This window comes from Paenibacillus crassostreae (genome assembly GCF_001857945.1).
In the GTDB taxonomy this organism is placed as follows: domain Bacteria; phylum Bacillota; class Bacilli; order Paenibacillales; family Paenibacillaceae; genus Paenibacillus_AQ; species Paenibacillus_AQ crassostreae.
This window is the reverse complement of sequence record NZ_CP017770.1, coordinates 1696348-1721225: the sequence shown is the minus strand read 5'-3', so window position 1 is coordinate 1721225 and position 24878 is coordinate 1696348. Positions and strand designations below refer to the sequence as shown.

Below are 24878 nucleotides of genomic sequence, written 5' to 3'. Positions count from 1 at the left end.
TTAACCTTAGCATATGGAGGAGTAGCCTAGAGTGTGCGGTATACAAATGAACTATTCTGCTTCTTCCTCATACCATTGTTCTAGTTGCGCTTGAAGAGCGCGAATCTCCGTTAAGAGTGATATGAGCGGATAGCTTTTCTCATCAATAGATGCGAAGGATTGTTCCAATTCATTGATGTATTCTAGTCCATTACGTACTGAATATTGTTCTTGCAAAAGATCCAAATTATCGCATTCAGCAACAGCTAATGGTAATGTAGGAACATGATCCGCAGTCAGTTTATCAATTTCCTTGTTGAGCCGCAGATTCAATGCACTTAGTTGATAAGCGTAGTCTGTAGGCATTTCGACAAATTGAAGTTCTTGTTCTCTTTGTAAAATAACGTATCTCATTTGTGCCATAGTGTGATGAGCTCCCTTAGATATATTAGCAAATCCAGTTCTTCTGATCGAAGTATATACTTGTCAGTGTAGCCTATGGTGAAGTTAAAATTCAAGTAGAATCATTTAAATAGAGTCATGACTATAAGCCTAGCCGATGGGAAGGAACCGTAAGAGAATCATGAAAGAAACGATGAGCAATGAAGAATTGCAGGTATGGGTTGAAGATATTTCAATTCGATGTTTCGGAGTGCCATTTCTCCATAAGGCACTGTTTAATAGACGACTAAAGTCAACAGGAGGGCGATATTTCCTTAAGGGACACAACATAGAGATTAATCCACATCAACTTGATAACTTTGGAAATGAGGAAGTAGAAAAGATTATCAAACATGAATTATGCCATTACCATCTTCATCTAAGGGGGAAAGGGTACCGACATCGTGATCCAGATTTCAAGCAATTGTTACTGCAAGTAGGTGGGAGTAGATACTGTCAGTCACTGCCTGGAGAGAAAGCGAAGCGGGCTCTACCGTATCGCTACAAGCTAACTTGTAGCCGATGTGGGATGGAGTATCTTCGTAAGCGAAAGGTGGATCCGAAGCGTTATCAATGTGGTAAATGCAGTGGTTCATTGCGGTTATCTTCCATGATCTTACCTTGACTGAAGTCATTCAGAGTGGTATATTAATGTTTGTAAGTCTTGTTTATTGTTCCCTGATAGCTCAGTTGGTAGAGCACTCGACTGTTAATCGAGTTGTCACAGGTTCGAGTCCTGTTCGGGGAGCCATTATTTTGGAGAGATACCCAAGTGGCTATAAGGGGACCCTCTGCTAAGGGGTTAGACTGCGTAAGCGGTGCGTGGGTTCGAATCCCACTCTCTCCGCCATATTTTTCATTAGCCATACTTATCCTATAAGAATTGACAAAGGAACCCATCAGGGTTCCTTTTTTTAAAATATAAGAAAGTATAAGTTTTACTTGATACTCTAATCCTTATATTTCCGCTGAAACGGATGCCGTCTTTGAAAAAGGACGGCATAATCGTTTCTACTTGATCACTAAAACAACGCCTACTATTAGAGCATAGGCGTTGTTATTGATTCTTTCGCTTGTACTTTGGGGATTGAGTTGCCTAATTAAATTTATTCTCCATCAAACTTCCTAAGGGGACAATCATTTCTTGTTCTGATTTATGAAGTGGATATATTCTCGCTGTGTCATCATCATTAACATGCTGAATAAATACGGGCGTTCCTTGGTAAGTTACATTCTCCATCACTGCTGATTCGGAAATTTCAATTGCTCGTTGTTTGTTCATCATTACGCTCCTTCATTTCGAACTAAACGTAGTATGTGAATCAGATATTAATTTATTCAGCAGATTGGATTATAATGTTGCTTGTTAACTTGTAACATTTTGTTTTTTCTGTTTAAACATATAGATGGCATATAGCATGATAAATAGGACAAGGAATATAGATGAATAACGGTACATCAAGGCATAACTTGAGAACGAAGCGATTTGCCCTAGTAATAGAGCTCCAAAAGCTATTCCGAGATCAAGTGAATTGAAATACATACTATTGGCTAGCCCTTGCTGCTGGGGTGTGACTGACTGAATCATCCAAGTCTGAAGAGTAGGCTGTGCTGTACCGAAACCTATTCCATAGATTAATGCTGATATAGCAAGAGAAACGGTAGAAGTTGAGTAGGAAAGGATAATAAGGCCAGTTATTATAAATAATGCCGCAGGGATAAGTAATACTACATGACCTTTTCGATCATAAAGTTTACCGGAGATCGGACGGATAAGAATAACTGAAATAACATTAAACAAGAAGAAGATGGATGCATTTGCAAGATCGACTTCTTTTCCAAATAATATTAGAAAGCTCAATAATCCCCCATAACTGATGGACAGGAGCATGTTAAGTATGCTCGGGAGTATCAGCTTTTTGTTGAAACCTGCCTTTTGAGGTGTTGCTGATTGTTCCTTCAGGGGCGTGATTGGAATTTTGACCTTTTTAGCGAGGGGATAGATCAATGGGAAAATCAATAATCCTGTTGCTAGGGTAGCATACACTAATGTATGAAATCCGCTTTGTCCTAATAAGGTACTTCCGATCACTGGTCCAAGAGATAAGGCAATGCTAGTTGATAAACTGAAATACCCCATACCTTCGCCTAATCTTCTAATTGGAATGACACCGGATGCCATTGTTGGCAATGTAGTGCTTCCCATTCCGAAACCGATACCGAAAATAACACGCATAAGAAGTAATGTTGCTAATGTTCCACTCCATAAATAACCGAGAGTAGCGAGCGTAATTAGGATGAGTCCGGTGAAGAGAATGAAGTTTCTTTTACCCTTCTCAAGGATCTTAGCAGAGAATAGGCGAGAAGCAATAGCTGACAATGCAAACACGGTTGTAAAAAGACTAACTGTGAAATCATTTGCATGGAAATGATCTTTAACATATGCAGGTAAGGGTGATAATATCATTTGTAAATTTAGAAATAGTAGTAAATTACAAACAGTAAGCATGACAAATTCTTTTGTCCAAAGTTTCTCATGGTTGATATTCATTGTGTTAATAACTCCTATTCTTGATGTGCTTGATTAATATTATGTTGGATTTGTTGCATGATCTGTTGTAAGTCATGTAATTGTTGATCTGTAATCCCAGCGGTCACTGTATCATTCAGTCTTAGCTCAAGTGGTAGAGTATCGTTGATAAGTGTATGAGCGGAAGGAGTTGCATAGATTAGAAATGCTCTTCGATCTAAGGTGTCTATTTGTCTAATGATCAATTGCTTCTTATCCAATACATCTAAGATGCGAGTAACCGTGGGCTGATCTTTATTGGTTCGAATTGCAATTTCCTTTTGGTTAATACCCTCATCAAGATGAACTTGGTATAGAACGGTCCATTGTTCAGGGGTTATACCAAACGGTTTGAGTTGATTGGCGAACAAGGTGCTGATTTGGCGGAAAATAGGTGAATATTTATATCCGATGGACTGATTAGGAGGAGAAAATTCGATCAGAAGAAACACTTCCTTATTAAATAGTTGTTGTAACAATTATATTCATAACAACTATTAATGTCAAATGTAATGGAATTATTTGGGTAACCCCAAGGGTGGTTATAGAAAGAATGTGTTATAGATCGGGTGGGTGATCCAAGACAGATGAATATTTTGGGTATAAACGTCGAATACATTCTGGACATATATCATGAGTAAATTCTGCATAAGTATGCTTCTCTAAGAAGCTTTCAATACTACTCCATAGATCATCTTCTTTAATTCTTTTACAGACAGCGCATATGGGGATAAGTCCACGCAATGTTCGTATTTGTAGAACCGCTTCTTGAAAGTCAAATTCCACTTGTTTTCTTTGGGTAATATTGCTGATAGAAATTACGGCTCCATCAATACACTTTTTGTTCTTAATTAGGGGGAATACTTCTAACATGAACCACTCGGTTGTAAGATTGATATTCATACTGAAATCATGAAAAAATGATGGTAGCTGCCCGTTGAAAATACAGTAAAATTGATTGGCGATAGTACAGTTATAATTACACGTATGTAAAAGAACATCGTAGATTTGCAAAAAGTTAACACCAAGCCATTGAAAATCTGAAGGGATGTTAATTGACGCAGATAATTCTCCCCATGCTCGGTTTGCTTCGATGATGTAGCCATCAGTGTCAATGACTATAATACTCTGATGTAATGCGTGTAGAACTTCGTTAGGAAGAACAGCGGGCATTGTTATATCTCCTTTGCAGCATGAATAGGATACCTCCAAATAGATGTTAATTATGTGATATAATTCAGGGTAATATAACAAATAGTATATGCGTCTTTACGTCATTTTGCAATATAAAACACTTACATACGTCATTTATTTTGTTGGAATTTGAGAAACATAGGTTGTTTTTTAACAACATAGGAAGGTGGACATAAGATGCAGTCTATTTATGAGCGTATTGAATTACTTATTAAGGATAAGAGGATGACTAAGAAATTATTTTGTGAAGAATTAGGGATTAGTACTGGTAATTTGGGAGATTGGAAAAGAGGGAAGTCGACACCAAGTACAAATAAATTAATAGAAATTGGTGAGTACTTCAATGTTAGCTTGGATTGGCTCATTGTGGGGAGAGAACCTTATAATGAAACGATCATGGAAGAGCATAGGGCATATGTGGTAGATGATGTTCAATGGTTGCAACGTATAGTTCCGAAATTAAGTGAACAGGAAAGAACTTGTATAAAGGAATATATTGAATTTACAAATTATAGAAGAAGCCGGTACTCCCAACAATAAATGATTGTATACCATAGAAAAGGTACCTACCATTATGTGAAATGGTAGGTACCTTTTCTTGAAAATATAAGACCTAGTTACGCCATCGATGAATATTGTAGAACTTCAGAAGAATTGATCTTCACTGAAAGCCATTCTTGTCTAAATGAATCAAGCAGGGACTGAAGTAAATAACTTTCTTCATCATTTGATATTTGTATTACAACAGAAGCGCTTTGGATGCATGAGGATACAGCGGAGAATAAGTAACATTGCACTGCTTGGTCACAATCTATCTCTAGTCGTTGATTAATCCAAGCATGCACCGTTGTTAGGCAACCGAAGGTATTGTAATCATGAAGCGTTTGTTCAAGTTCATCAAAATCGAACCAAGGGTAAAGAGCTCGGGCTAATTTCAATAGACGTCTTCCATTCTTATGAGCTTCAGAGGTATTCTCATAGCTATTCTTTCGATTCTGAATCACCCTATCGATTAAAGCGATTTTCTGCGAATCATTCCCTTCTGATGCGGCATAGATTTCTTTAATGGCCCAGCCATCGGTTCTAAGTAACATACTTTGGAGGTGGTCTCTCATGAATAATTCCAGGTCACGGTAGTTTTGAATGCTTCCTTGCGCAACTTGGGCCTCCATGGTTAACGTATGAGTATACCCGCCAACGGAAAGGGATGAATCTAACATCTGTACATAATCAAGTAATTTCCTACCTTTGTCCATTCGTGACACCTCCATGGTATATAATGTTAAAATAGTTCAATTAGTGTTATGTTAATTAACAAGAAATGAATGATATTTGTATTTTCGATAATATTCCATGAAATTATGATACTAAACGGATGGTTTATTGTCAATAAAAAGTAATTACGTAAATATTTATAACCTATATTGATAGGTTATATTACATTATATAAATTCGGAAGATATTTGAAATGATTTCTTCTTTACTTTTAATGGGCAAACGTGTAAAATGTATTTTGTTGCTGTAAGAAATTTTTATCTGTATTATGCGGTCGTGGTGGAACGGCAGACACGCTACCTTGAGGTGGTAGTGCCTTCGGGTGTGCGGGTTCAAATCCCGCCGACCGCATCTTGAATTCCAAAAGCAGTAAACTAAGGGATGATCCTTGTTTTACTGTTTTTTTTGAAGAAATATAGGATAGGAACGTTGTATATCTATTAATGATGTTATGGAGTGAGAGAGATAAGTGCTATAATAAATTGACATCAAGTTGAAAATTCATTAGAATGTCTAAGTACTTGTTGGAACAGCTGGATAAAGATTGTGTTAGCAAATTTAATATAATGGGTGATAATTATGTCTTACAGACCGATTATTTCGAACGTGGAAGAAGCTAGTAATAATGAGAAAGATGGATTATATGAATTCATCTTCTACTTGGCAGATGGAACAGAATGTCGTACGTTCTATAACCGTTATCCTGAATGGAAAATGACGAATATTACACGACTTCAAAAAACACCTTGCCCTGTATGCCGCAAAGATTTTATTTGCAGATGTATGGAAAGTTTCAGAGATAATTTGCAACAACAAGTCATCGATAATGAGTGGCTAGAAAAGGCTATTGTTAAGTAAAGACTTGTTAGAGAAAAGAAGCGTGGGAAATAATCCTACGCTTCTTTTCACTATATATGCTGGAAGGGGATATTTGAGATGAAGAATGATGATCCATTTTCGATTGTATTGATTGATGGGCAGTGTCTTTTATGTCAAAGTGCGACCAAATTTATTGTTCATCATGATCCTGTAGGGAGATTTTACTTTGCTTCCTTACAGTCTGAAACGGGGCAGAGATTACTTGGTAATGTAGGATTACCACTAGATCATATAAGTACATTTGTCTTAATTGAAGGCGATCGTTATTTCACTCAATCCACTGCTGCTTTACGCATTGCTAGACATTTACGCGGTTTATGGCCACTTACATATGGTATTATTTTATTACCTAGATTTATAAGAGATACGGTATATCAATATATAGCTAGAAATCGGTATCGTTGGTTTGGCCAGTCCGATCAATGTATGTTACCGACATCAGATCTTAAGGGGAGATTATTAGAATAGGTTAGCACTCGTAGAGGAGGTTAATGCTGTGAAATATATCTTGATTGTACTCGTTGTAGGTATTGTTGTAGCGAGCTTGGTGCTAAAACGGTTGAAAAATAGAAAAGCTCAATCTCAAGGGAATGTCATTAAATTTCAGAAGAAGAGTAAGCAGAATTTACAGAAATGTTCCTATTGTAAAAAGACAAGTAGATTAATTTTTTATGCAAGTGATGAGGGAACAGTTGTAGGAGTATGTAAGGAATGTAGGCCGAAAGCCAAGGCTCGCGATATGCTTCCGATATAAATAATATATAAATATGATAATTATCCCGATTAGCTCGTAATGAGACTAATCGGGATTTTTCTTGTTTCTATAACTGCTTACCATAAGTTGCATAAAAGTCGATTAGGTAGCAAATAGTATAGGCGGGAGGTGTTAATGTATGCCTATTCAGAGGAAAAAATCCAAAGTATCCGAAGCGGCCAGCAATAGTCAGGAGGAAAGTAAACGGATATCCACAAATCTCGAACATAATCTTAAAGGTATCAAGGAAAGGTTTGGAAATAGTCCTGATCTGATTATGCGGAAATTTGAATTGATACGCGCGCAAGTTGAAGTTGCTGCTATATATATAAATGGTATAACTGATAAGTCGACGGTTGATGATTTTGTTGGACATGTGATGTCTTTTGAACCCATTACTCAGGATAAACTTCATATAACTTCTGAATTAGAAATTTTTGAATTTATGGCAAAAAAAGCTTTGAGCATTGGTGAAGAAAAGGTTGTCGAGGATTGGGATGGTTTATTAGAGGCTCTTTTATCCGGAAGCACGATTATACTAATTGATGGTTTAGGGAAAGCCGTAAGTGGAAACACAAGTGGTGGCGAGGTTAGGGCGGTTTCAGAAGCTAAGACTCAGGTCGCCATACGTGGTTCTAAAGACAGTTTTACGGAATCGATTGAGACGAATATATCATTAGTTCGTAGAAAAATCAAAAATGCTGACTTATGGATTGAAAGCATGAAAATAGGTACTGTGACAAAAACAGCAGTGTCGATCATGTATATCAATGGAATTGCTGATGATAAAACGATTCGCAAATTAAAAAAAAAACTGAAAGATATTCAAATTGATTCCATTTTGGAATCAGGATACATTGAGCAGTTAATTCAAGGGAATACATATTCACCATTTCCGACGGTGTTTAATACGGAACGACCCGATAGTGTTGCTGCAAATTTATTAGAGGGACGAATCGCTATATTGGTGGATGGGACACCGTTTGTTCTGATTGCACCTACAACTTTTTTTATGTTTTTCCATGCTGTTGAAGATTATTATCAGCCATTTGAGATTTCATCTGTGATTCGTTTATTAAGGTTTTTGTGTCTTATTATCTCGTCATTCGGTCCTGCAGTATTTGTTGCAGCTATAACCTTTCATCAGGAAATGATCCCCACACCATTGCTCATTAGTTTAGCTTCGCAAAGAGAAGGTGTTCCCTTTCCTGCTTTTGTTGAGGCGATCCTGCTAGAGGTTACATTTGAGATTATTCGTGAAGCTGGAATCCGAATGCCGTCACCGATTGGTCAAACCGTATCTATTATTGGCGGGTTAGTATTGGGCCAAGCGGCAGTACAAGCTGGAATTGTCTCGCCTGCCATGGTGATAGTCGTTTCTCTAACAGGTATCTCCAGCTTTGCGACTCCCGCTTTCAATATGGCGCTTACTATACGGTTAATAAGATTTTTCATTATGTTTATTGCTGCATTTATGGGGCTCTATGGGATATCCATTATTAGCTTTATACTGATTGCACATATGTGTAGCTTGCGATCTTTGGGGGTTCCGTATATGTCACCTATGGCACCTTTTATTCCAGAGGAACAGAAGGACACATTTATACGTGCACCACTACAATTCCTGCGGAGGCGGCCACGTCTTATTAGCCAGAAGAATAATGTCCGCATGCAAACAAATCAAGAAAATCGAGGAGAAATCAATGACAACTAAATGGACAATGCGAACTATTATTTATTTGGTATTGCTATTGCTCTTGACAAGTTGTTGGAATAGTCGGGAATTGAATTCCGTATCTATAGTGAGCGGTATAGGGATTGATAAAGTACCAGATAAAGATGAGTATAGAATCACTTTTCAAGTTATTAATCCTACAGCTATGGCAACAACTATTGGCGCCAGTACGGGGCAAGCACCGATTACGATCTTCTCAACCAATGATCAGACGATATTTGGAGCCTTGCGCAAAACATCAAAGAGGGCAACAAGACAGTTGTTTTTTGCGCATACACAACTTCTAGTCATTGGTGAATCCATGGCCAAGAGCGGAATTAACGATATATTTGATTTATTTGAAAGATCACATGAGTTGCGGCTTAACACGGCTGTGCTTGTATCAAGGGGTTCAGATGCGGAGTCCGTTCTAAAAACACTATTACAAATGGAGAATCTCCCTGGCTCAGGTATGGTTAAGAAGACGACGAATAGCGCAAGAGTGTGGGGGGAGAGCAGGCTTGCTTCTGTTTTTGAGCTCATTAATGACATATCAGGAAATGGTGAAATAGTCATTAGTGGTGCAAAAGTTATCGGGGATCCGGAGGTAGGAAAGAAGAAGTCTGATCTGGAACAGACCGATCCGGAGACGTTTATTACGATGAGCGGGTTGGCTTTATTTAAAAATGGCAAATTAACATATTGGTTGGATGATGCTGAAGCGAGAGGGACACTTTGGGTTCAGAATAAAATAAAAGAGACGAGTATTAATATCGATTCCGATGATAAAGAAAAGGCGATTGCTATCAATATTTTTCGTTCGAATACGATTATAAAGGTTGAAATTGTAGATGGTTTACCAGTTCTTCATGTCTCCATTAGGGAGCAAGGCAGTATAAATGAAATGAAGGCTTATGTTGATTTAAGTAAGAGGGATGAAATAAATAAATTGGAGCAAGAAATAGAAAAGGAGACAAAGAATGAAGTGATGCAGGCTTTACAAGCCGCACAGCGTATGAAAAGTGATATTTTTAATTTTGGGAATGAATTAAAGCGAACCGACCCGAAAGCATGGGAAACCGTGGAGAAAGATTGGGCGAACTTATTTGCCCAAGGTGAATTGGATGTTCGTGTAAAAGCGAATATTCATACCACAGGAATGAGATTAAACCCGTATTTGCCAAAAACGGAATAACTGGGGTCTGGCGGAAAGGTAGCGTGAAGTTGTCTTATGAGAAAAGAAGTCATTAGTTCAAATCAACTATTTGCCATGATTGTCTTATTTGAATTGGGAACAGCAATCATTGTTCCGATTGGTCTTGAAAGTGGACATGCTGTATGGATATCCATTCTTATGGCCCTGCCTGGCGGATTGCTGTTATACCTTATTTATGAAGATTTATATCAACAATATCCTAATATGATCATCAGTGGATATACCCAGAAAATTCTCGGAAAATTTATTGGTTGGCCATTGAGTTTATTGTATATACCAGTCCTTATGTTTAACGGTTCTAGGAACTTGCGTGAAGGGAGTGTTTTATTGTTATCGTCTTCATATGATATAACTCCCATTTATATCATGGATGCAATGATGGTTATTGCGGTTATATATATCTTGAACAAAGGGATAGAAGTTTTCGCTAGGACAGCAGAAATCTATTTTACTGTGATTCTTTTTATGGGGATAATATGTTGTTCTGTTGTTATACTTGCCGGCCTAGTTGACTTCAGGAATATATTTCCAATCCATGCGAAAGACTGGAAGGATGCACTGAAATCAGCTTATCCTAGCATTTGGATTTTTCCATTCGGAGAACTGGTATGCTTCACAACAATATTACCTCATTTCAATAAAGCTCACTCAAGTAAGCGCACAGGGATGGTTGCGGTCTTGCTAAGTGGGTTCTTATTAACCTTCACACATGCGATTGAGTTGTCGGTACTGGGGGAGGATTTATACGCTAGGAGTACCTTTCCAATATACAACACAATAACGCTAGTTAACTTAGCAAACTTCATACAGCGCTTAGATGCGCTTGTTATACTAACTTTAATCATTGGTGTTTTTTTCAAATTGACGATTTACTGTTATGCAGCCATGGTAATAACAGCAGATTTATTTAAGGTGAAGAATCCACGAAAGCTAGCTGTGCCTATTGGAGTTGTAGTTCTATTCACTTCAATGATCAGTACAGGGAATTATCCTGAGCATATAGAAGAAGGAATGGTATTTATGAAATATATTCTGATTGTTATATGTGCCTATATCCCTATATTGCTCTACATTGTTCATCGTATACGCAGAAGATTCGGTCTATATCGATAAGATTTCTTTATTTATGCTGATGGATTCGTTTCTTTAAGGATGTAGTAATCACGATAATAAAGGGAAGAATAAGGATGGAGATCATGAATATAAGCAGCGGTATATTTGTAACGGAAAAGACGGCAGAAATAGACTGGAACGACAATGAAAGACTCATTCCTGTCAGCAGATCCATAATAACAACAATAATTATGGCCAAAATGCAGAGCAACAGATAAATCAATAGGTTCTTCATATACATCTTCTCCTCGATTTTGAATTGAAGTAAAGTCAGTCTAAGAATGGGAAGCCAAAAGTATTATTTCCACTAATCGATAAGAGTAACCATGATTGTACGAATGATGTTAAATAGTGTACTTTATCAATTCTATACTTGCCTAATTGGAAGTAACTGTGATATTCTATCAATAAATTAATGGCTCGTAAACGGAAGCACCGTTTAATAACCGCGTAACTGCGGTTGTTGAACGGTGCTTTTTTTGTTTCATCTGAAGGGGGTTTGTTTATGATTCCGACCAGAATAGTTTTGGCTGTAGCGGAGAAAGAGTACATAGATCCTTTAGTTAGTTACGTTCACAATAGTGAATATAGGGATAAAATGTGTATTTCTGCTTTTACTGAAGTGGATAAATTTCTTCAGTATATGAATGGGAACGAGAAAGAGCGTCCGGAATTAATCGTTGGAGAGCTGTCTTTCATAGAGCCTTGGTTGAAGCAGAGTGAGCAGACTGTGACGTGGATCGTCCTGAATGAGATGGGGCAGAGTTCATTGCAAGGACCTGTTCTTAGCAAATATCAACCTTTACCACAACTTTTAGAGTCAATCTTAGATTTATCTCGAAGTCAAAGTTCGCCAAGATCACGAGCTATGGGTGAGACAGCTATGATTGGTATCCTCTCTGCTGTTGGAGGTAGTGGCAAGACTACGACTGCTCTTAATATGGCTAAGCAGTTAAATAGTAAAGGACTATCCGTATTCTATCTTAATTTAGAAACCGTGAATAGTACTGCAGTATTCCCAAGACAGATTAGGAGTAGGGAGAGTGGTCAAGGTCTATCTCGTCTGCTCTATGATCTTCAAGCAGCACAGGAATCCAAAGATTATTCATCGATTTCAGTGGCATCTTATATTGTTCATCATGAGGGGATAAAGGCTGATATTTTTGAACCATTAACCAATATCAAGGAATGGATTCAAATGAGTAAGAACAATGCAAGTCAACTTATGAAGTTGATTGCAAATAGTGGTCGATATGATGTCATTATCGCAGATACAGATACGAGTGCCGATGAACGATGTGAGGCTGTCATGGAATGCTGTGGAAGTCTAGTTTGGCTTCTACTTGATGACGTAATCAGTATGTATAAGAGTGAAAAGTGGCTTTCTTATCTAGAAAGGAACAACCCGCCTTTATTCATGGATATGATGTCGCGAAGCAAGTTTATTATGAACCGTTATGTTGGAACTCTTACAAATACTCTTCCCACCTATTTAGAACAAATAGATGGCGTTCTTCCGTATATTCCCTCTTGGAAGCAAGTCTGTCATGAGGAGATTATATTGAGTTCACCTATATTCCAAAGAGATATTCTTCATCTATGTAGAGATTTGGTCGGGGATTTATTACCTAATGTGGATGGGGGGCAATCTCGTGGATGAGGAGATGTTCAGAATTATCCGAAGTGTTATTCGTTCTGGATTAGATGTGACATCAGCGGTGGATGACTCCGAATTGATGGATTATATCGAACGGACCGTGTTTGCTCAAGTGGAATTGCAGGAACTGACGGCTATGGAGAAACGGACATTGGTTCGTCGAATATATGATTCCTTTCGTGGATTAGATGTATTGCAACCCTTAGTGGACAATCCGTCGATTACGGAGATCATGATCAATAGCCATCAGGATATTTTTATTGAACAAAATGGTGATGTGAAACGAATATCTCAGAAATTTGAATCACAGAACCGCTTGGAGGATATTATTCAGACCATCGTAGCTGGAGTGAATCGCGTAGTGAATGAATCATCGCCGATTGTAGATGCGAGACTGAAAGATGGATCACGTGTCAATATTGTTCTTCCCCCAATTGCATTGAAGGGGCCAACCATGACCATACGGAAATTCCCCGAGAAACCGATGACGATGGATGATCTAGTCAGCCGAGATGCATTGAGTGAGGAAACGGCATTATTTCTACAAAGATTAGTAGTTGGTAAATATAACATTTTCATAAGTGGAGGTACTGGATCAGGGAAAACAACTTTTCTTAACGCCCTATCTCAGTTCATTCCGATTGATGAGCGTGTGATTACAATTGAAGATTCAGCAGAGTTGCAGATTGTAACGGTTCCTAATCTAGTGTCGCTTGAGACACGAAATGCCAATACGGAGGGGAGAGGAGAAATCTCTATTCGTGAATTGATCCGATCCTCGTTACGGATGCGTCCGAATCGAATTGTAGTAGGTGAAGTTCGGGGGAGTGAGGCCTTAGACATGTTACAGGCAATGAATACTGGGCATGATGGAAGTCTCTCAACTGGGCATGCGAATAGTACGAGGGATATGATTAGTCGCTTAGAAACGATGGTACTAAGTGGAGCTAACCTTCCGATCCTAGTTGTACGTCAACAGATAAGTTCAGCGATTGATATTCTAGTTCATCTATCAAGATTACGGGATCGCTCAAGACGCGTAACTGAAATTAGCGAGGTGCTAGGTATGGAGAATGGTGAGGTGCAACTGAATCCACTCTTTCGGTTCAAGGAGAAAGAGGAGCGGGACGGAAAAGTTATAGGTCAATTAGAATCTTGCGGTACCATTATGCAGCATGTTGATAAGCTACAGATGGCTGGGCTTGAAGTTGCACTAAGGAAAGAAGGTGTGGAGGTGAACTTATGAGATCATCGACGGCTAAGAATAGAGTCAAAAGTCATGTGAGCTCGATTCATCAGAACGAAAGAAAGCAACGGCAAACTCTCCCTGATTACAGTATTTATGAGTTGAGTATGTTGGAAAGAATCCTTTGTATGGTTATCGGTGGCGTTATATTTTATAGCATAGGATATTTATTCTATCATAATTGGTTTGTTTCAATATTGATTGCATGTTGTGGAGGATTTATTCCAGGATTCTGGAGGAGGAATATGCTGAACCGTCGACGGGCCGCGATGAATTTACACTTCAAGCAAGCGTTGTTCTCCCTGTCTTCTTCACTTTCGGCAGGTCGTTCTGTAGAGAATGGATTCAGAGAAGCTGTTTCGGATCTACGAATGCTGGATCCTGGAGCAGAGAATGATCTCATAATGGAATTGAATATTATTTGCGCTAGATTGGAGTATGGAGAGCCGATTGAAGATGCATTACAAGATTTCAGTCGACGTGCGGCGATGGAGGATATCACAAATTTTGCTGATGTATTCACGACCTGTAAAAGAACAGGTGGTGACTTAGTAGAAGTCGTACGCCGAACATCCAACATTATTGGTGAGAAGTTAGATGTTCAACAGGAAATCTCTGTGATGATCGCTCAGAAGAAATTCGAATCTACAACGATCCTGGTGGCGCCCATTTTATTGATCGCTTTCATGAATTTATCTTCGCCAGATTATATGTTACCGATGTATAGCGGAATAGGATTTTTTATTACAACAATTTCATTGGCAGTATTGGGTGTATGTTCGATCTGGATTACTAAGATTATGAACATAAAATTGTAGAGGAGGTGATGCAATGATTGTAATCTACGTCGTGATGCTGGTTCTGCTAGTGGGCGGTTGGGTGGTGCTGAACTGGCTCAGCGACGAGAAATATCGAACACTTAGCAAGCTGCCTATGGAAGGGTTACGACTTAGTAAAATGGTTGTACCGACGTTGTATATCTTGGATAAATCAAAGATAACAACAAGATTTCCATTTTTCTTTTTTAAAGTACAACGGTCGATACAGAAAGTTTATGGAACGAGATATAGTGGGGAAATGACTTTGCTCTATCTTGGGGAAATGATGTGTTACAGCTGGTTACTGTTTAGCTTTGGATGTGTTCTTTCCATAGGTATGGGAGAAGAGACGGGGCTAATTCTTGGTGGGGTTCTAGGGATCCTCTTACCGGTAGCTATGGTAAAGGATCTTCACAAAAAGGTTCAGGTTCGCGACCAAGACATTCTTATGGAACTCCCTGAACTATTAAATAAGGTTGTATTGCTTGTGGGAGCAGGTGAAACGGTACAAAAGGCGATTGCTCATTGTGTTGAACGAAAGAAGGATCAACAGGATCATCCTTTGTATAAAGAATTGATTCGTATGGTTGGGGATTGGGATAGTGGTTATTCCTTTCAACAGTCATTCGAAAGTTTCAGTAAACGATGTGCAATCCAAGAAGTATCGATCTTTACTACGACTGTATTGCTGAATTTCAGACGTGGAGGCAATGACTTTGTATTGGCATTACGTGAATTATCTCGAACACTATGGGAGAGTCGCAAAGTAATTACGCGTACACGTGGGGAACAAGCCTCTTCTAAACTGGTATTCCCGATGGTTGTAATATTTATGGTGGTAGTTGTGCTAGTCGGTGCACCGGCAATGATGATGATGAATATGTAGGAGGAATGATGATATGTTAACGAATATATGGGGTAAAGTAAAGGGACTTTGGCAAGAGGAAGATGGTCTTGGCATGCTGGAAATGATCTTGATTATTGCGGCACTTGTAGTTATAGCAGTGGTCTTTAGGGATCAACTTAAAATAATCGTTGATAATCTATTGAAAAAGGTTAGTAGTAAAAGTAGTACCTTTATTGATGAGAAGTAAATTCAAAGGCAACGAGGGAAGCTTCACGATTGAAGCTTCCCTTGTTATGCCAATTATACTGATGGTGACGATTATACTCATGTTCTTTTGTATGTATATTTACCAGCAATCTTTTCTACAGCAAGTTGCATCAGCTGCGACAGAAAGATCAGCTTATGTCTGGGATAACAGCCATAAAGAAGCATCTAGTGGTGCTGTTCAACCGGGGCAACATGACTCGCTGTACTGGAGATTATCTGATGATAACATGCTTGGGTCAATATTTGGTTGGGCAGGAGCTGGAAGTGAAGAATCTATTTCTTTACCAGTTGGTGGTGAGTCGAGTTCACTTCCAGTGGAAAAGCTGACCAAAGTAAGTGAACTAGCAACAGGTGAAATGACGGGGAATCTAACTTATGAGAATAAGTTATTGTTTCGAAAGGTAAATGCTGAATTGCATCAGCTCATTAACTTGCCACTATTAGATCGGATATTATCTGGTGGATCTGAAATAGAAGTACATGCTCAATCGCTTATTGTTGAACCTGTTGAATTTATACGTACGGTCGATTTAATGAGATATTATGGTGCGAAATTCAAAGGATCAGGATCAAGTGATAGTAGTTCGATGAATAAAGGGGATGCAGCCAAGGTATTGCAGAAATATGGGTCAAAGACTAAATAGAACAATTGTTAATAAATTATTGAATGTTTTCACTTTAGATTGAAGAAAGGAGGAATTTCATGTTCGGTAAATGGTATACAGATCAGAGGGGCTCAGTAACTATTTTCCTTATTTTGATATTGGCGATTATGTTTAGTTTTGTTGCTATATTCATTGATTATGCTCGAATTGCTGCAGTGAAAGTTCAAAGTGAGCGGCTTGTGCGTTCTGCAGTTCGCTCTGTTATGTCTGCCTATGATCCGGAATTACAGCAGGAGTATGGATTGTTCGCCTATGGTGAGAGTGATGGGGATCAGATCATGTCAGGTGTATTGAATGGAAATATTGATCATGGAGATCGTGGAGATGCGTTCTCGTTAGTGGATCTAGAATTGGATACATCCACATTACAGATGAACCGGATGTTAGGTGAATATGAAATTTTTGATCGTCAGATTAGTGAAGAAATGAAATACAAAGCACCAATAGATTTCACAATAGAAATAATGAATAAGTTCAAGCCACTCTCACAATCGCTGAAGGAAGCCTCTAATACGATGGATGTACTTAGAAAGCTTCAAAAGCTATATGACAAAAGAGAAGATGCGCTAAATGAAATGATAGAGAATCAAAGAAAGGCTGCCCAAAGTGTGAATCCCCTAGTTAGTCTTATTATGGCCGAATCATCTACTTACATATCCAATCAATCATTAGGTGGAGGCATCAGTTCTGGAGCTGACATTGCTGCGCAATATGATGATTATGTCGCCAAAGCCAATGAGTTAGAACAGAAAATCGCTGAGAAACAAAGTAGAGAAAATAATAAAGATAATGATGATGATGCTATTGACTCCGAGATAAATATGTTAACGAGTTTAATTAATAGTTATCATTCGGGTGCTTCGGAATTACTCTCTAATATTTCTAGTAAGCAAAGTTCATCTAAAAAAGAACATACGAATATGTTGCCTAAGGCATTGGAACTGTGGGAAGAAGCGTATCAATATAATGAAGAAATGAAACAAGTGATTGCAGAATCGGAAAGTCGTGTGATAGATGAAAGCTATGACCATGTATCTAAAGAGGGTAATTCAGAAAGTACAGATTTTAGTAATGATGACTCGGAAGCCATTCGAAAGATCCGAGAGGAGTCTCAACAATTAATTCATACTGAAGATTTATTTCAAGATTTAAAGACCTCAATAGAAAACCAAACTTCGCAATTTGAAACCATAAATAGTAAGGTATCATCTATGCAATCTGTACTAAATGGTGCTTTTGGTAAGTCAGCTAATAGTAGTTCAATGAAGTCCGCTGTCATCCAATCAAGAAAAGTTATAGATAAGTATATGAAGAATTATGTGGAATCTGGTTCAGAGAATGTGCTTTATGAGGCGATGAGTGAATTAGAGAAGGGGCGATCCTTTGATAAGCAACGTAAGGAGACTGAGAAGAAGGCAAAAGCGAAATTGCAGGATGCAACGAAGATATTAGCAACCATCAATCGACTAGATGAAAAAGCACAAGATTATCTAGAGGAGTATCGTACGATCCAACAATATTATGGTGATAGTATCACATTTAATAAACAATCAGAAGGCGATTCAACTAAAGGTGCAGAATTGGATAGCAATCCTTATGATGCTAGTAAATCAGCTATGGATGATGTGGATAATTTATATGGTTCCATGAGTGGCATGTTGTCTGGAATGCAGAACGAATTCTATCAAAATGAATATGCGTCGCTTTATTTCCATCACTTCGATATCACTCAGTTGGGAGATCTTGTTAGCAACCCGAATGGTTCAATTGGTGACGATTTAGTTGATCAATTAAGTGTTCATAATCAGGAACTGGAGTATATCTTATATGGATTTCATAATCCAGTAGGAAATGTATCTGCCGCTTATGCAGAAATATTCGGAGTTAGATTAGCCATACGGACAATGGAAGGTTTGGTTAAGAGTAGTAAGTTAGGAAATCCATTATTGATCCTAGCAACAGGACTATTATATGGAATTGAGATGGCTATTCTGGACATGATCCAATTGTGTCAGAAAGGTTCGATAGAACTATCAGCTTATTTGAAAGTAGAGATGACTTACCGCGATTATTTGAGGATGTTTCTTTTTATTCATAGTAATAATGAACGGAAAATGTCGAGGATGTTATCCTTAATTCGATTTAATACTGGAATCAATCCTAATGAGAGAGCTACCTATGCTTCTGGTGAAGTTAAGATTGGTATGAATATATGGTTTCTTCCCGGAGTGATGAGAATGCTTGGAACGACTGCAAATAGTGAAGATCAAGTGGAAGGAAATCGTTACTATGCTATCAAAAAAGCGGATTATTCCTATTAAAAAGTTGAAAAATGAAAAGGGTAGCATGGTTGTTGAAGCGGCATTGGTATTTCCCTTTTTTATATTTCTGATTGTATTTCTAATCTATATTGTTCAGATGACGTTGATATCTACGGCACTCCATAGCACCGTATCTGATACGGTGAAGATGGTATCCTCTCATATGTATCCTATTGGATTAATGGTGGATCAGGAAGCCCCTTCAGAAGAAAGCCAAGACCCACAATTAACGGGGAATTGGGTTATTCCGAAGCTTTCTGTGACAGATTGGGTATCTCAGTATAGTAATTCTCTGCCTGATCCGTTCGCGCAATGGATGTTGGATGCCGCAGCAAGGGGGGACGAACCCTTACAGATGGTTAAGAATAATATGGCTGAAGCTGTACTTGATCCTGTCGTGAAGCCGTTACTTAAGCCATTCATTCAAAGTGATTTTTTGAGGTATGAAAGGATTCATGTCTCTAATATTTATCTCCCCGATATGAAGACTAGGGCAAATCCATATTTCGGAATTGAAGTCAGTTATGAGTTACCTATGAGGGTGCCTTTTATCAACAAAGAAATTGTATTGCAAGCTAAGGCACAAGAGCGTCTATGGATTGGGGATACCCTTGAGGGAATAGGAAGTGGAGATGGTGAAGAAGGTGACACATCTTCTATACAGATTCTTGAGAAACCTAATCCAGCTATTATCGGAAAGAAGACGAAGGTCAGGGTTAAGGTTGCCCCCGATGAAAGGGTTCAATTATCAGTCTTTTATAAGAGTGGAGAAAGTACTGCTAAGTACCTTGGTTGGAGCCAAGCGGATGCGGAAGGATTTCTCGAATGGGAATGGTTTGTTGGAACCAACACGACTCCAGGGATATGGCCTTTCATTATTACAACAGAAAATGGAGAACGGATGGAAGTTATGTTTACCGTTGTGGACCGCGATTAAATACATACGAGACTAGGAGATGAGGATTAAACATGGAAGTTGCACATATTGGTTGTGCGTTACTCGTGATATCAGCGTTTATAACGGATATTAAATCAATGAAGATTCCTAATAAGCTTACGATCCCTGCTATCTTATGTGGACTAATTTATCATATTATCGTTAATGGTTGGAGTGGAGCACTATTCGCTGGAAAAGGATTTATTACTGGATTTATCATACTCCTTATTATGTATTGGATGGGCGCTGTAGGAGCGGGAGATGTCAAACTTTTCGGTGGAATCGGTGCTTGGACTGGTATATTGTTCACGATTCAGACCTTATTGTATTCTGTACTATTTGCAGGCGCTATAGGAATTGCAATTCTCTTGTGGAGAAGAGAGACATTCTCCCGCCTACGAGAAGTAGTGCGTGGAATAGCCGGGTTCTTTCTCTTCAAAGATATCGCGATATTAAAGAATTGGAGCAAGGAGCAAATTCGTTTTCCATTTATGCTCGCCGTTCTACCGGGTATTATCTGTGCTTATCTATACGCTTTTCCTAATTAGAAAGGGGTGCATCATTTGTTAGAATTAACGCAGGATTTCATCCACAACGGTGGTAATTATATGATTATGAATAGTGCTGAGGGATTTATGTCAACTGATTTAAACAGAGTACAGACGAACATGATCACCTCTGTAAAAATTCCGCATCTATTACCTCTTCAATTAAAAGAAGTGAATTTTATGGTGAGTCTACATTATGATATTACAGACAAAAAGATGCTTACTCATCTACTCAAAAGTGAAAAGTTAACGATGGAGGAATTCTATGTTTTGCTACTTCAATTAGTGGATGCCTTGGAAGACAGCACCTCTTATATGTTATATCCAGAACAATATATTCTTCAAGAAAATTATATATTTGTAGAGGGGCCACTTCATGTCGGTAAGTTGTATCTAACTTATTGTCCTATACCAACCATGAAGTATCATGAATCATTACAGTTTTCACTCAGTCAAATCATAACAAGATTGATGACCACGGTATCAGAATTACACGGTAATGGGATTCAGATGTTGCTTCAATATGTTGGTGCTGAGGGATTTACATTGTCTGGTATGAATGGATTACTTCAGAGTTTATTAGCTAATACTGGAGAACATTCTCTGTCTCTTCCAAAGGAAGGTAGAACTCAACCACCTAATTTACATCAATATAATAATAAGGCATCCACTTTTGATTCGGGGCTACAGTCAGGACAGAATTCAGATTTAGTTGTATCCTCACCACAAAAGCAAGTGAGATCCAATCCAATACCGGTTGTTTTGGATTCATTTGAGATGGATAGTCAACATGACAATGATTTAATGATCGAGGATGAAAATCATGAGAAAGGACCAATGGCAACCTATGTAGCTTTGGGATGTTTGGTTTGCTGCGCTTTGGTCTGGCGATTTCTCTATATGGATCATCCTGGAACGGCGATGCTGATCGTAAGCTTAGCTATTACCGCCTTACTTGGAGTGATGGCTTGGATGGGTTGGAAGGGACGACTCCGTATGCCAGTGAATGGTGCTGAGCCCTTAACAGAATCTATACCCTTGTTTGATTCAGGTGAACTAGATGATTCTAGTATCATTCGTAAGAAAACATCATTTCAGGTAGAACGCTTAACAGGGTACTTTGGTGGTGCATCAAAGGGGGTATCCAAAAGTTCATCGAAGGATAGCTCTTTGGAACCATCCCGTGAAAGATGGGTATTCCCTGATAGTCCTGTAGATGATAGCATACAACAAAATAATAATAGAAATCTTGTTCCATCTAGGATTGAACAAGAACATGTTCATGAAGAAGGTGATTATTATACTCAGCTTAGTCATAGAACGGAAATGTTATCCTCGCCTCGAGCTAATGCAACTGTTCTATTGAAGCCGGAGAACAGTATATCTCAAGATAATAAAGGTAGATCTCAATCGCCGAGCCCATTCCTAGAGCGTAGAGATATCGGACAAGGTAATCAGAGCGACCTATCAGTATGTCGCATTGAGTTGGATATTCTTCACTTTATTATAGGAAGATCAGCTGATGTTGCCCAATTCGTAGAGGAATCTCCAGGAACTTCAAGAGCACATGTAGAGATCTCTAAGGGAATCAATGGGATGGTCATTAAAGATCTGGGATCTAAGAACGGTACCTTATTAAACAAAGAGTTAATGGTTAGTTATAAAGAATATCCACTCCACGATGGTGATCTATTTACGATTGCTAAGGGAAAGTATACGTATCACTTAAGGTCTTGAAGAGCAGCCTTTAACTCTGGATAATGAAATTCAAATCCATACTTAATAGGTTTGCTAGGAAGGACTCGTTGTCCTTGTAGAAGAATTAGTGATAATTCCCCAACAGCTGCTTTGAGTAGAAAGCTCGGAAGGGGGAACCAATAGGGACGATTGTAGATAGCTGCGACAGTTCTACCGAATTGGTCGTTCGTAACAGGATAAGGTGTAGCGGCATTAACAGGACCATCGATGTGTTGATGGTGGATGCAGAAATCAATTAATCTCACCATATCTGTAATATGAATCCAAGACATCCATTGCTGACCACTACCTATTCTCCCTCCCACTCCCAGCATGAAAGGGAGCTTCATTAGCGGATAAGCACCACCATCATGACCAAGCACAACACTCACCCGAAGCTTCACTAATCGAACACCTTGAATAGTGTCAGCGGCATTCTCCCATTCTTGAACTACACCAGATGGGAAGTCCATAACACGCGTAATTGAAGTTTCTTCGAATGTTTCATTCGTAGACGTTCCGTAGATGGCTATGGCTGAAGCCTGAATCACGACAGCAGGTTTGTTCTTCATTTGCGAGATTAGCTTGCTGACTGCTGAGACTGTGTTTAGACGTGATTCGATAATCCGTTTCTTAGCCTTAGTTGTCCATCTTTGGCTGAGAGAGGCCCCTGCTAAGTTTACGAGTGCATCTAAGTTCTTTAGTAAGAAAGGGCTATGATCTAATTGCTCCCAAGTAATGTACTCTATTTGAGCTTGTTTCGCTGCGGTAGCTTGAGAAGGTATCCTCCGCGTGATAATTAGCAGGTGGTGACCTTCATTGAGCCAATGTTTTTGCAATGCTTTTCCAATAAATCCCGTCCCACCACAAATGGCAATCCTCATGGGATAAGCCTCCTCTTCATCATATAATTCCACTTTTCGATATGATCTTTATACAGAAGGCTTTTTGGACCTTTATCTATTCAATAGATGTTCGTAAGGTTTATAATCTATCTCATTTTTTGTTAAAAACTTGATTAAAAATTTATAATCTCGTTTAGGTGTAGCGACAATGTATCCTCGGATACAGTGGTCTCTTGTGACTTCAGATGCCTCACTTTCAACGGCAATCTTACCAATCTCAGCTGCGATAGAGTGTTTAGCAATATCACGAAATGTTGTGGGAACTGGACTAACTAATGTATCTAAAAGTGCTTTCGATTCATCGGTCCACAGAGGACGACTTCGTTCTACCCAATAATTCTGCCAATCTAGCTTGGACTTACCATCTGCTTGCGGAAGAACTTTTAGAAACTTACGGAACATGAAGAAGCCCCCAATGCACATGGCTCCCAACATCACCACAGTCCAGAAAGCAATCGAGTTCATAAACCATCTGTTCGGATTGTTACTCGTTAATAAATTGACCGTTATTAGAGTATTCATAAATGTTCACCTCAATGATATTTATCACGTTTTCTACTGTTATTTTGAATTATAGCGCATTTCTAGATTTATTTCGCTATAACAGGTAAAATAAAGGGTATTCGTGATAAAAAAGGGGGATGCAACATGTTGAAAATTGGATCTCATGTGTCTTTTTCGGACAAGGGCCTACTAAGTGCTGCCAATGAAGCCAATCAATATGGTTCTAGTTCGTTTATGATATATACAGGTGCACCACAGAATACACGCCGTAAACCGATTGAATCCATGTATCTTGAAGAAGGCAAGGAACAAATGTTAAAGAACGGTGTAGATGAAATTATTGTTCATGCACCTTATATTGTTAATTTAGGATCTTACAAACCTAATACATATGAGCTTGGGGTAAGCTTCCTACAGGAAGAAATCCGTCGTACTCATGCGATTGGTGTGAAGAATATTGTATTACATCCAGGAGCATATACAGATATGGATGCTGATTATGGCATTCAACGTATTGCGGATGGATTGAATGAGGTGCTGGATGGCACGAATGAGACAGGTGTGAATATTGCATTAGAGACTATGGCTGGTAAAGGAACCGAAATTGGGCGTAGCTTCGAGGAATTAGCCCAAATTATTGATAAAGTGAAACATAATGAACGGCTTACGATCTGTGTAGATACATGCCACATTCATGATGCCGGTTACGACATTGTTGGAGATTTAGACGGTGTACTAGAGGAATTCGATCGAATTATTGGGCTATCACGCATTGGAGTGATCCATTTAAATGATAGCAAGAATCCACGAGGCGCAGGTAAAGACCGTCATACTCCTGTGGGAAGTGGATTTATCGGATTCGATACCATTAATTCCGTGGTTCATCATGAGAAATTACAGGGGTTGCCTTTTATACTAGAGACTCCATGGATCGGTAAAGATGCTAAAAAACAACGTCCAATGTATGAGATTGAAATAGCTATGCTAAGAGGCAATGTAGAAGAAAGATTTGGTGCTACTTTTCTGAAAGAAGTCAATGAGCTTGGTTCTTTCTTTGATAGTAAACAAATCAATTCCCGGGAGTTTATTCTAGATACTTGGAATTTGCTTAAGAATGACGCAAAGGCTAAAAAAGCCGATCCTCGTGAGCCTCTAGAGCGCCTTTATGACATGATTATGGAGGATAATCTTTTCTCTGATATAAGTGAAGAAGGCGTAAACCAACGGATTGTTGCCTGGTTAGCAGGACGTATATCTTGATCAATAGCTTGTTATGACATATTGAAAATGAC

The 24878-nt window shown here is 38.7% G+C and carries 28 protein-coding genes and 3 tRNA genes; 22 read left to right on the top strand and 9 right to left on the bottom strand.

Annotation, left to right across the window (positions count from 1 at the left end):
• Positions 1-51: 51 nt before the first annotated feature.
• A complete protein-coding gene (locus tag LPB68_RS08240; RefSeq protein ID WP_068654477.1) occupies positions 52-402 on the bottom strand; it encodes a hydrolase/acyltransferase in 351 nt (116 codons plus the stop codon).
• A 172-nt stretch (positions 403-574) separates the two neighbouring features.
• Here LPB68_RS08240 and LPB68_RS08235 point away from each other — a divergent pair, with 172 nt between their 5' ends.
• The 3 genes from LPB68_RS08235 (at position 575) to LPB68_RS08225 (ending at position 1270) form a co-directional block, all read left to right on the top strand.
• A complete protein-coding gene (locus tag LPB68_RS08235; protein WP_082865538.1) occupies positions 575-1045 on the top strand; it encodes a SprT family protein in 471 nt (156 codons plus the stop codon).
• A gap of 50 nt (positions 1046-1095) precedes the next feature.
• A tRNA-Asn gene (locus tag LPB68_RS08230) sits at positions 1096-1171 on the top strand.
• Between the two features lie 7 nt (positions 1172-1178).
• Positions 1179-1270: transfer RNA gene (locus LPB68_RS08225), tRNA-Ser, on the top strand.
• 246 nt (positions 1271-1516) lie between these two features.
• Here LPB68_RS08225 and LPB68_RS08220 read toward each other — a convergent pair.
• From LPB68_RS08220 to LPB68_RS08205, 4 genes are all read right to left on the bottom strand, one after another.
• Positions 1517-1702: an H-type small acid-soluble spore protein gene (locus tag LPB68_RS08220; RefSeq protein ID WP_068654473.1), complete on the bottom strand. Its 186-nt coding sequence runs from the start codon at positions 1700-1702 to the stop codon at positions 1517-1519.
• An 84-nt stretch (positions 1703-1786) separates the two neighbouring features.
• The gene (locus LPB68_RS08215) at positions 1787-2971 is read right to left on the bottom strand and encodes an MFS transporter (RefSeq protein WP_068654471.1); all 1185 of its coding nucleotides are present in this window, start codon (positions 2969-2971) and stop codon (positions 1787-1789) included.
• Between the two features lie 14 nt (positions 2972-2985).
• Positions 2986-3468, bottom strand: coding sequence for a MarR family winged helix-turn-helix transcriptional regulator (locus LPB68_RS08210; RefSeq protein WP_082865533.1), 483 nt, complete (start codon positions 3466-3468; stop codon positions 2986-2988).
• Between the two features lie 79 nt (positions 3469-3547).
• Complete coding sequence (locus LPB68_RS08205; protein WP_068654469.1) at positions 3548-4162, bottom strand: PAS domain-containing protein; 615 nt, start codon at positions 4160-4162, stop codon at positions 3548-3550.
• Between the two features lie 198 nt (positions 4163-4360).
• On the opposite strand from LPB68_RS08205, the gene LPB68_RS08200 reads away from it, so the two are divergent.
• Positions 4361-4723, top strand: a complete 363-nt coding sequence (locus LPB68_RS08200; protein ID WP_068654467.1) for a helix-turn-helix domain-containing protein — start codon at positions 4361-4363, stop codon at positions 4721-4723.
• 77 nt (positions 4724-4800) lie between these two features.
• On the opposite strand, the gene LPB68_RS08195 is transcribed toward LPB68_RS08200, so the two are convergent.
• Entirely contained in the window at positions 4801-5439 is a 639-nt protein-coding gene (locus LPB68_RS08195) for an urease accessory protein UreF (RefSeq protein ID WP_068654465.1), read from the bottom strand.
• Positions 5440-5728: 289 nt separating this feature from the next.
• On the opposite strand from LPB68_RS08195, the gene LPB68_RS08190 reads away from it, so the two are divergent.
• The 7 genes from LPB68_RS08190 (at position 5729) to LPB68_RS08160 (ending at position 11134) form a co-directional block, all read left to right on the top strand.
• Positions 5729-5809, top strand: a tRNA-Leu gene (locus LPB68_RS08190).
• 228 nt (positions 5810-6037) lie between these two features.
• Positions 6038-6316 (top strand): hypothetical protein, encoded by a 279-nt coding sequence (locus LPB68_RS08185; protein WP_068654463.1) that lies wholly within the window; start codon positions 6038-6040, stop codon positions 6314-6316.
• Positions 6317-6394: 78 nt separating this feature from the next.
• Positions 6395-6805, top strand: a complete 411-nt coding sequence (locus tag LPB68_RS08180; protein WP_068654461.1) for a thiol-disulfide oxidoreductase DCC family protein — start codon at positions 6395-6397, stop codon at positions 6803-6805.
• A 28-nt stretch (positions 6806-6833) separates the two neighbouring features.
• Entirely contained in the window at positions 6834-7091 is a 258-nt protein-coding gene (locus LPB68_RS08175; RefSeq protein ID WP_068654459.1) for a hypothetical protein, read from the top strand.
• A gap of 139 nt (positions 7092-7230) precedes the next feature.
• Positions 7231-8805, top strand: coding sequence for a spore germination protein (locus LPB68_RS08170; protein ID WP_068654458.1), 1575 nt, complete (start codon positions 7231-7233; stop codon positions 8803-8805).
• The gene (locus LPB68_RS08165; protein WP_068654456.1) at positions 8795-10000 is read left to right on the top strand and encodes a Ger(x)C family spore germination protein; all 1206 of its coding nucleotides are present in this window, start codon (positions 8795-8797) and stop codon (positions 9998-10000) included. The genes LPB68_RS08170 and LPB68_RS08165 overlap by 11 nt, the downstream gene beginning before the upstream one ends.
• Before the next feature lie 36 nt (positions 10001-10036).
• Complete coding sequence (locus LPB68_RS08160) at positions 10037-11134, top strand: GerAB/ArcD/ProY family transporter (RefSeq protein ID WP_068654454.1); 1098 nt, start codon at positions 10037-10039, stop codon at positions 11132-11134.
• Positions 11135-11141: 7 nt separating this feature from the next.
• Here LPB68_RS08160 and LPB68_RS08155 read toward each other — a convergent pair whose 3' ends face one another.
• Complete coding sequence (locus LPB68_RS08155; RefSeq protein WP_068654452.1) at positions 11142-11369, bottom strand: YczF family membrane protein; 228 nt, start codon at positions 11367-11369, stop codon at positions 11142-11144.
• A 270-nt stretch (positions 11370-11639) separates the two neighbouring features.
• Between LPB68_RS08155 and LPB68_RS08150 the strand changes: the two genes are divergently transcribed.
• The 10 genes from LPB68_RS08150 to LPB68_RS08105 are packed head-to-tail and all read left to right on the top strand — an operon-like array spanning position 11640 to position 22177.
• Positions 11640-12794, top strand: coding sequence for an AAA family ATPase (locus LPB68_RS08150; RefSeq protein WP_068654450.1), 1155 nt, complete (start codon positions 11640-11642; stop codon positions 12792-12794).
• Entirely contained in the window at positions 12787-14037 is a 1251-nt protein-coding gene (locus LPB68_RS08145) for a TadA family conjugal transfer-associated ATPase (RefSeq protein ID WP_068654448.1), read from the top strand. Before LPB68_RS08150 ends, LPB68_RS08145 begins: the two co-directional genes overlap by 8 nt.
• Positions 14034-14855: a type II secretion system F family protein gene (locus LPB68_RS08140; RefSeq protein WP_068654446.1), complete on the top strand. Its 822-nt coding sequence runs from the start codon at positions 14034-14036 to the stop codon at positions 14853-14855. Before LPB68_RS08145 ends, LPB68_RS08140 begins: the two co-directional genes overlap by 4 nt.
• 13 nt (positions 14856-14868) lie before the next feature.
• Positions 14869-15741, top strand: coding sequence for a type II secretion system F family protein (locus LPB68_RS08135; RefSeq protein ID WP_068654444.1), 873 nt, complete (start codon positions 14869-14871; stop codon positions 15739-15741).
• Between the two features lie 13 nt (positions 15742-15754).
• Complete coding sequence (locus tag LPB68_RS08130) at positions 15755-15949, top strand: Flp1 family type IVb pilin (protein WP_068654442.1); 195 nt, start codon at positions 15755-15757, stop codon at positions 15947-15949.
• Positions 15939-16613, top strand: coding sequence for a TadE family protein (locus LPB68_RS08125; RefSeq protein WP_068654440.1), 675 nt, complete (start codon positions 15939-15941; stop codon positions 16611-16613). Before LPB68_RS08130 ends, LPB68_RS08125 begins: the two co-directional genes overlap by 11 nt.
• A 59-nt stretch (positions 16614-16672) precedes the next feature.
• A complete protein-coding gene (locus LPB68_RS08120; protein ID WP_068654438.1) occupies positions 16673-18955 on the top strand; it encodes a hypothetical protein in 2283 nt (760 codons plus the stop codon).
• Entirely contained in the window at positions 18924-19892 is a 969-nt protein-coding gene (locus tag LPB68_RS08115) for a TadE/TadG family type IV pilus assembly protein (protein ID WP_068654436.1), read from the top strand. The genes LPB68_RS08120 and LPB68_RS08115 overlap by 32 nt, the downstream gene beginning before the upstream one ends.
• 32 nt (positions 19893-19924) lie before the next feature.
• Complete coding sequence (locus LPB68_RS08110; RefSeq protein WP_068654434.1) at positions 19925-20440, top strand: A24 family peptidase; 516 nt, start codon at positions 19925-19927, stop codon at positions 20438-20440.
• A 15-nt stretch (positions 20441-20455) separates the two neighbouring features.
• Entirely contained in the window at positions 20456-22177 is a 1722-nt protein-coding gene (locus LPB68_RS08105) for a DUF6382 domain-containing protein (protein WP_068654432.1), read from the top strand.
• Here the strand turns inward: LPB68_RS08105 and LPB68_RS08100 are convergent.
• Together LPB68_RS08100 and LPB68_RS08095 are read right to left on the bottom strand one after the other, a co-directional pair.
• Positions 22162-23061, bottom strand: coding sequence for a TIGR01777 family oxidoreductase (locus LPB68_RS08100; protein ID WP_068654430.1), 900 nt, complete (start codon positions 23059-23061; stop codon positions 22162-22164). The two genes, LPB68_RS08105 and LPB68_RS08100, sit on opposite strands and share 16 nt — an antisense overlap.
• A gap of 72 nt (positions 23062-23133) precedes the next feature.
• Positions 23134-23604, bottom strand: coding sequence for a DUF2621 domain-containing protein (locus LPB68_RS08095; RefSeq protein WP_068654428.1), 471 nt, complete (start codon positions 23602-23604; stop codon positions 23134-23136).
• Positions 23605-23730: 126 nt separating this feature from the next.
• On the opposite strand from LPB68_RS08095, the gene LPB68_RS08090 reads away from it, so the two are divergent.
• Positions 23731-24846 (top strand): deoxyribonuclease IV, encoded by a 1116-nt coding sequence (locus tag LPB68_RS08090; protein WP_068654427.1) that lies wholly within the window; start codon positions 23731-23733, stop codon positions 24844-24846.
• The last annotated feature ends 32 nt before the right edge of the window (positions 24847-24878 follow it).

Coding starts and splice junctions, on each gene's coding strand:
- LPB68_RS08240 (WP_068654477.1), bottom strand. CDS start 402: ATGGCACAAATGAGATACGTTATTTTACAAAGAGAACAAGAACTTCAA.
- LPB68_RS08235 (WP_082865538.1), top strand. CDS start 575: ATGAGCAATGAAGAATTGCAGGTATGGGTTGAAGATATTTCAATTCGA.
- LPB68_RS08220 (WP_068654473.1), bottom strand. CDS start 1,702: ATGAACAAACAACGAGCAATTGAAATTTCCGAATCAGCAGTGATGGAG.
- LPB68_RS08215 (WP_068654471.1), bottom strand. CDS start 2,971: ATGAATATCAACCATGAGAAACTTTGGACAAAAGAATTTGTCATGCTT.
- LPB68_RS08205 (WP_068654469.1), bottom strand. CDS start 4,162: ATGCCCGCTGTTCTTCCTAACGAAGTTCTACACGCATTACATCAGAGT.
- LPB68_RS08200 (WP_068654467.1), top strand. CDS start 4,361: ATGCAGTCTATTTATGAGCGTATTGAATTACTTATTAAGGATAAGAGG.
- LPB68_RS08195 (WP_068654465.1), bottom strand. CDS start 5,439: ATGGACAAAGGTAGGAAATTACTTGATTATGTACAGATGTTAGATTCA.
- LPB68_RS08185 (WP_068654463.1), top strand. CDS start 6,038: ATGTCTTACAGACCGATTATTTCGAACGTGGAAGAAGCTAGTAATAAT.
- LPB68_RS08180 (WP_068654461.1), top strand. CDS start 6,395: ATGAAGAATGATGATCCATTTTCGATTGTATTGATTGATGGGCAGTGT.
- LPB68_RS08170 (WP_068654458.1), top strand. CDS start 7,231: ATGCCTATTCAGAGGAAAAAATCCAAAGTATCCGAAGCGGCCAGCAAT.
- LPB68_RS08165 (WP_068654456.1), top strand. CDS start 8,795: ATGACAACTAAATGGACAATGCGAACTATTATTTATTTGGTATTGCTA.
- LPB68_RS08160 (WP_068654454.1), top strand. CDS start 10,037: ATGAGAAAAGAAGTCATTAGTTCAAATCAACTATTTGCCATGATTGTC.
- LPB68_RS08155 (WP_068654452.1), bottom strand. CDS start 11,369: ATGAAGAACCTATTGATTTATCTGTTGCTCTGCATTTTGGCCATAATT.
- LPB68_RS08150 (WP_068654450.1), top strand. CDS start 11,640: ATGATTCCGACCAGAATAGTTTTGGCTGTAGCGGAGAAAGAGTACATA.
- LPB68_RS08140 (WP_068654446.1), top strand. CDS start 14,034: ATGAGATCATCGACGGCTAAGAATAGAGTCAAAAGTCATGTGAGCTCG.
- LPB68_RS08135 (WP_068654444.1), top strand. CDS start 14,869: ATGATTGTAATCTACGTCGTGATGCTGGTTCTGCTAGTGGGCGGTTGG.
- LPB68_RS08130 (WP_068654442.1), top strand. CDS start 15,755: ATGTTAACGAATATATGGGGTAAAGTAAAGGGACTTTGGCAAGAGGAA.
- LPB68_RS08125 (WP_068654440.1), top strand. CDS start 15,939: ATGAGAAGTAAATTCAAAGGCAACGAGGGAAGCTTCACGATTGAAGCT.
- LPB68_RS08120 (WP_068654438.1), top strand. CDS start 16,673: ATGTTCGGTAAATGGTATACAGATCAGAGGGGCTCAGTAACTATTTTC.
- LPB68_RS08115 (WP_068654436.1), top strand. CDS start 18,924: ATGCTATCAAAAAAGCGGATTATTCCTATTAAAAAGTTGAAAAATGAA.
- LPB68_RS08110 (WP_068654434.1), top strand. CDS start 19,925: ATGGAAGTTGCACATATTGGTTGTGCGTTACTCGTGATATCAGCGTTT.
- LPB68_RS08100 (WP_068654430.1), bottom strand. CDS start 23,061: ATGAGGATTGCCATTTGTGGTGGGACGGGATTTATTGGAAAAGCATTG.
- LPB68_RS08095 (WP_068654428.1), bottom strand. CDS start 23,604: ATGAATACTCTAATAACGGTCAATTTATTAACGAGTAACAATCCGAAC.
- LPB68_RS08090 (WP_068654427.1), top strand. CDS start 23,731: ATGTTGAAAATTGGATCTCATGTGTCTTTTTCGGACAAGGGCCTACTA.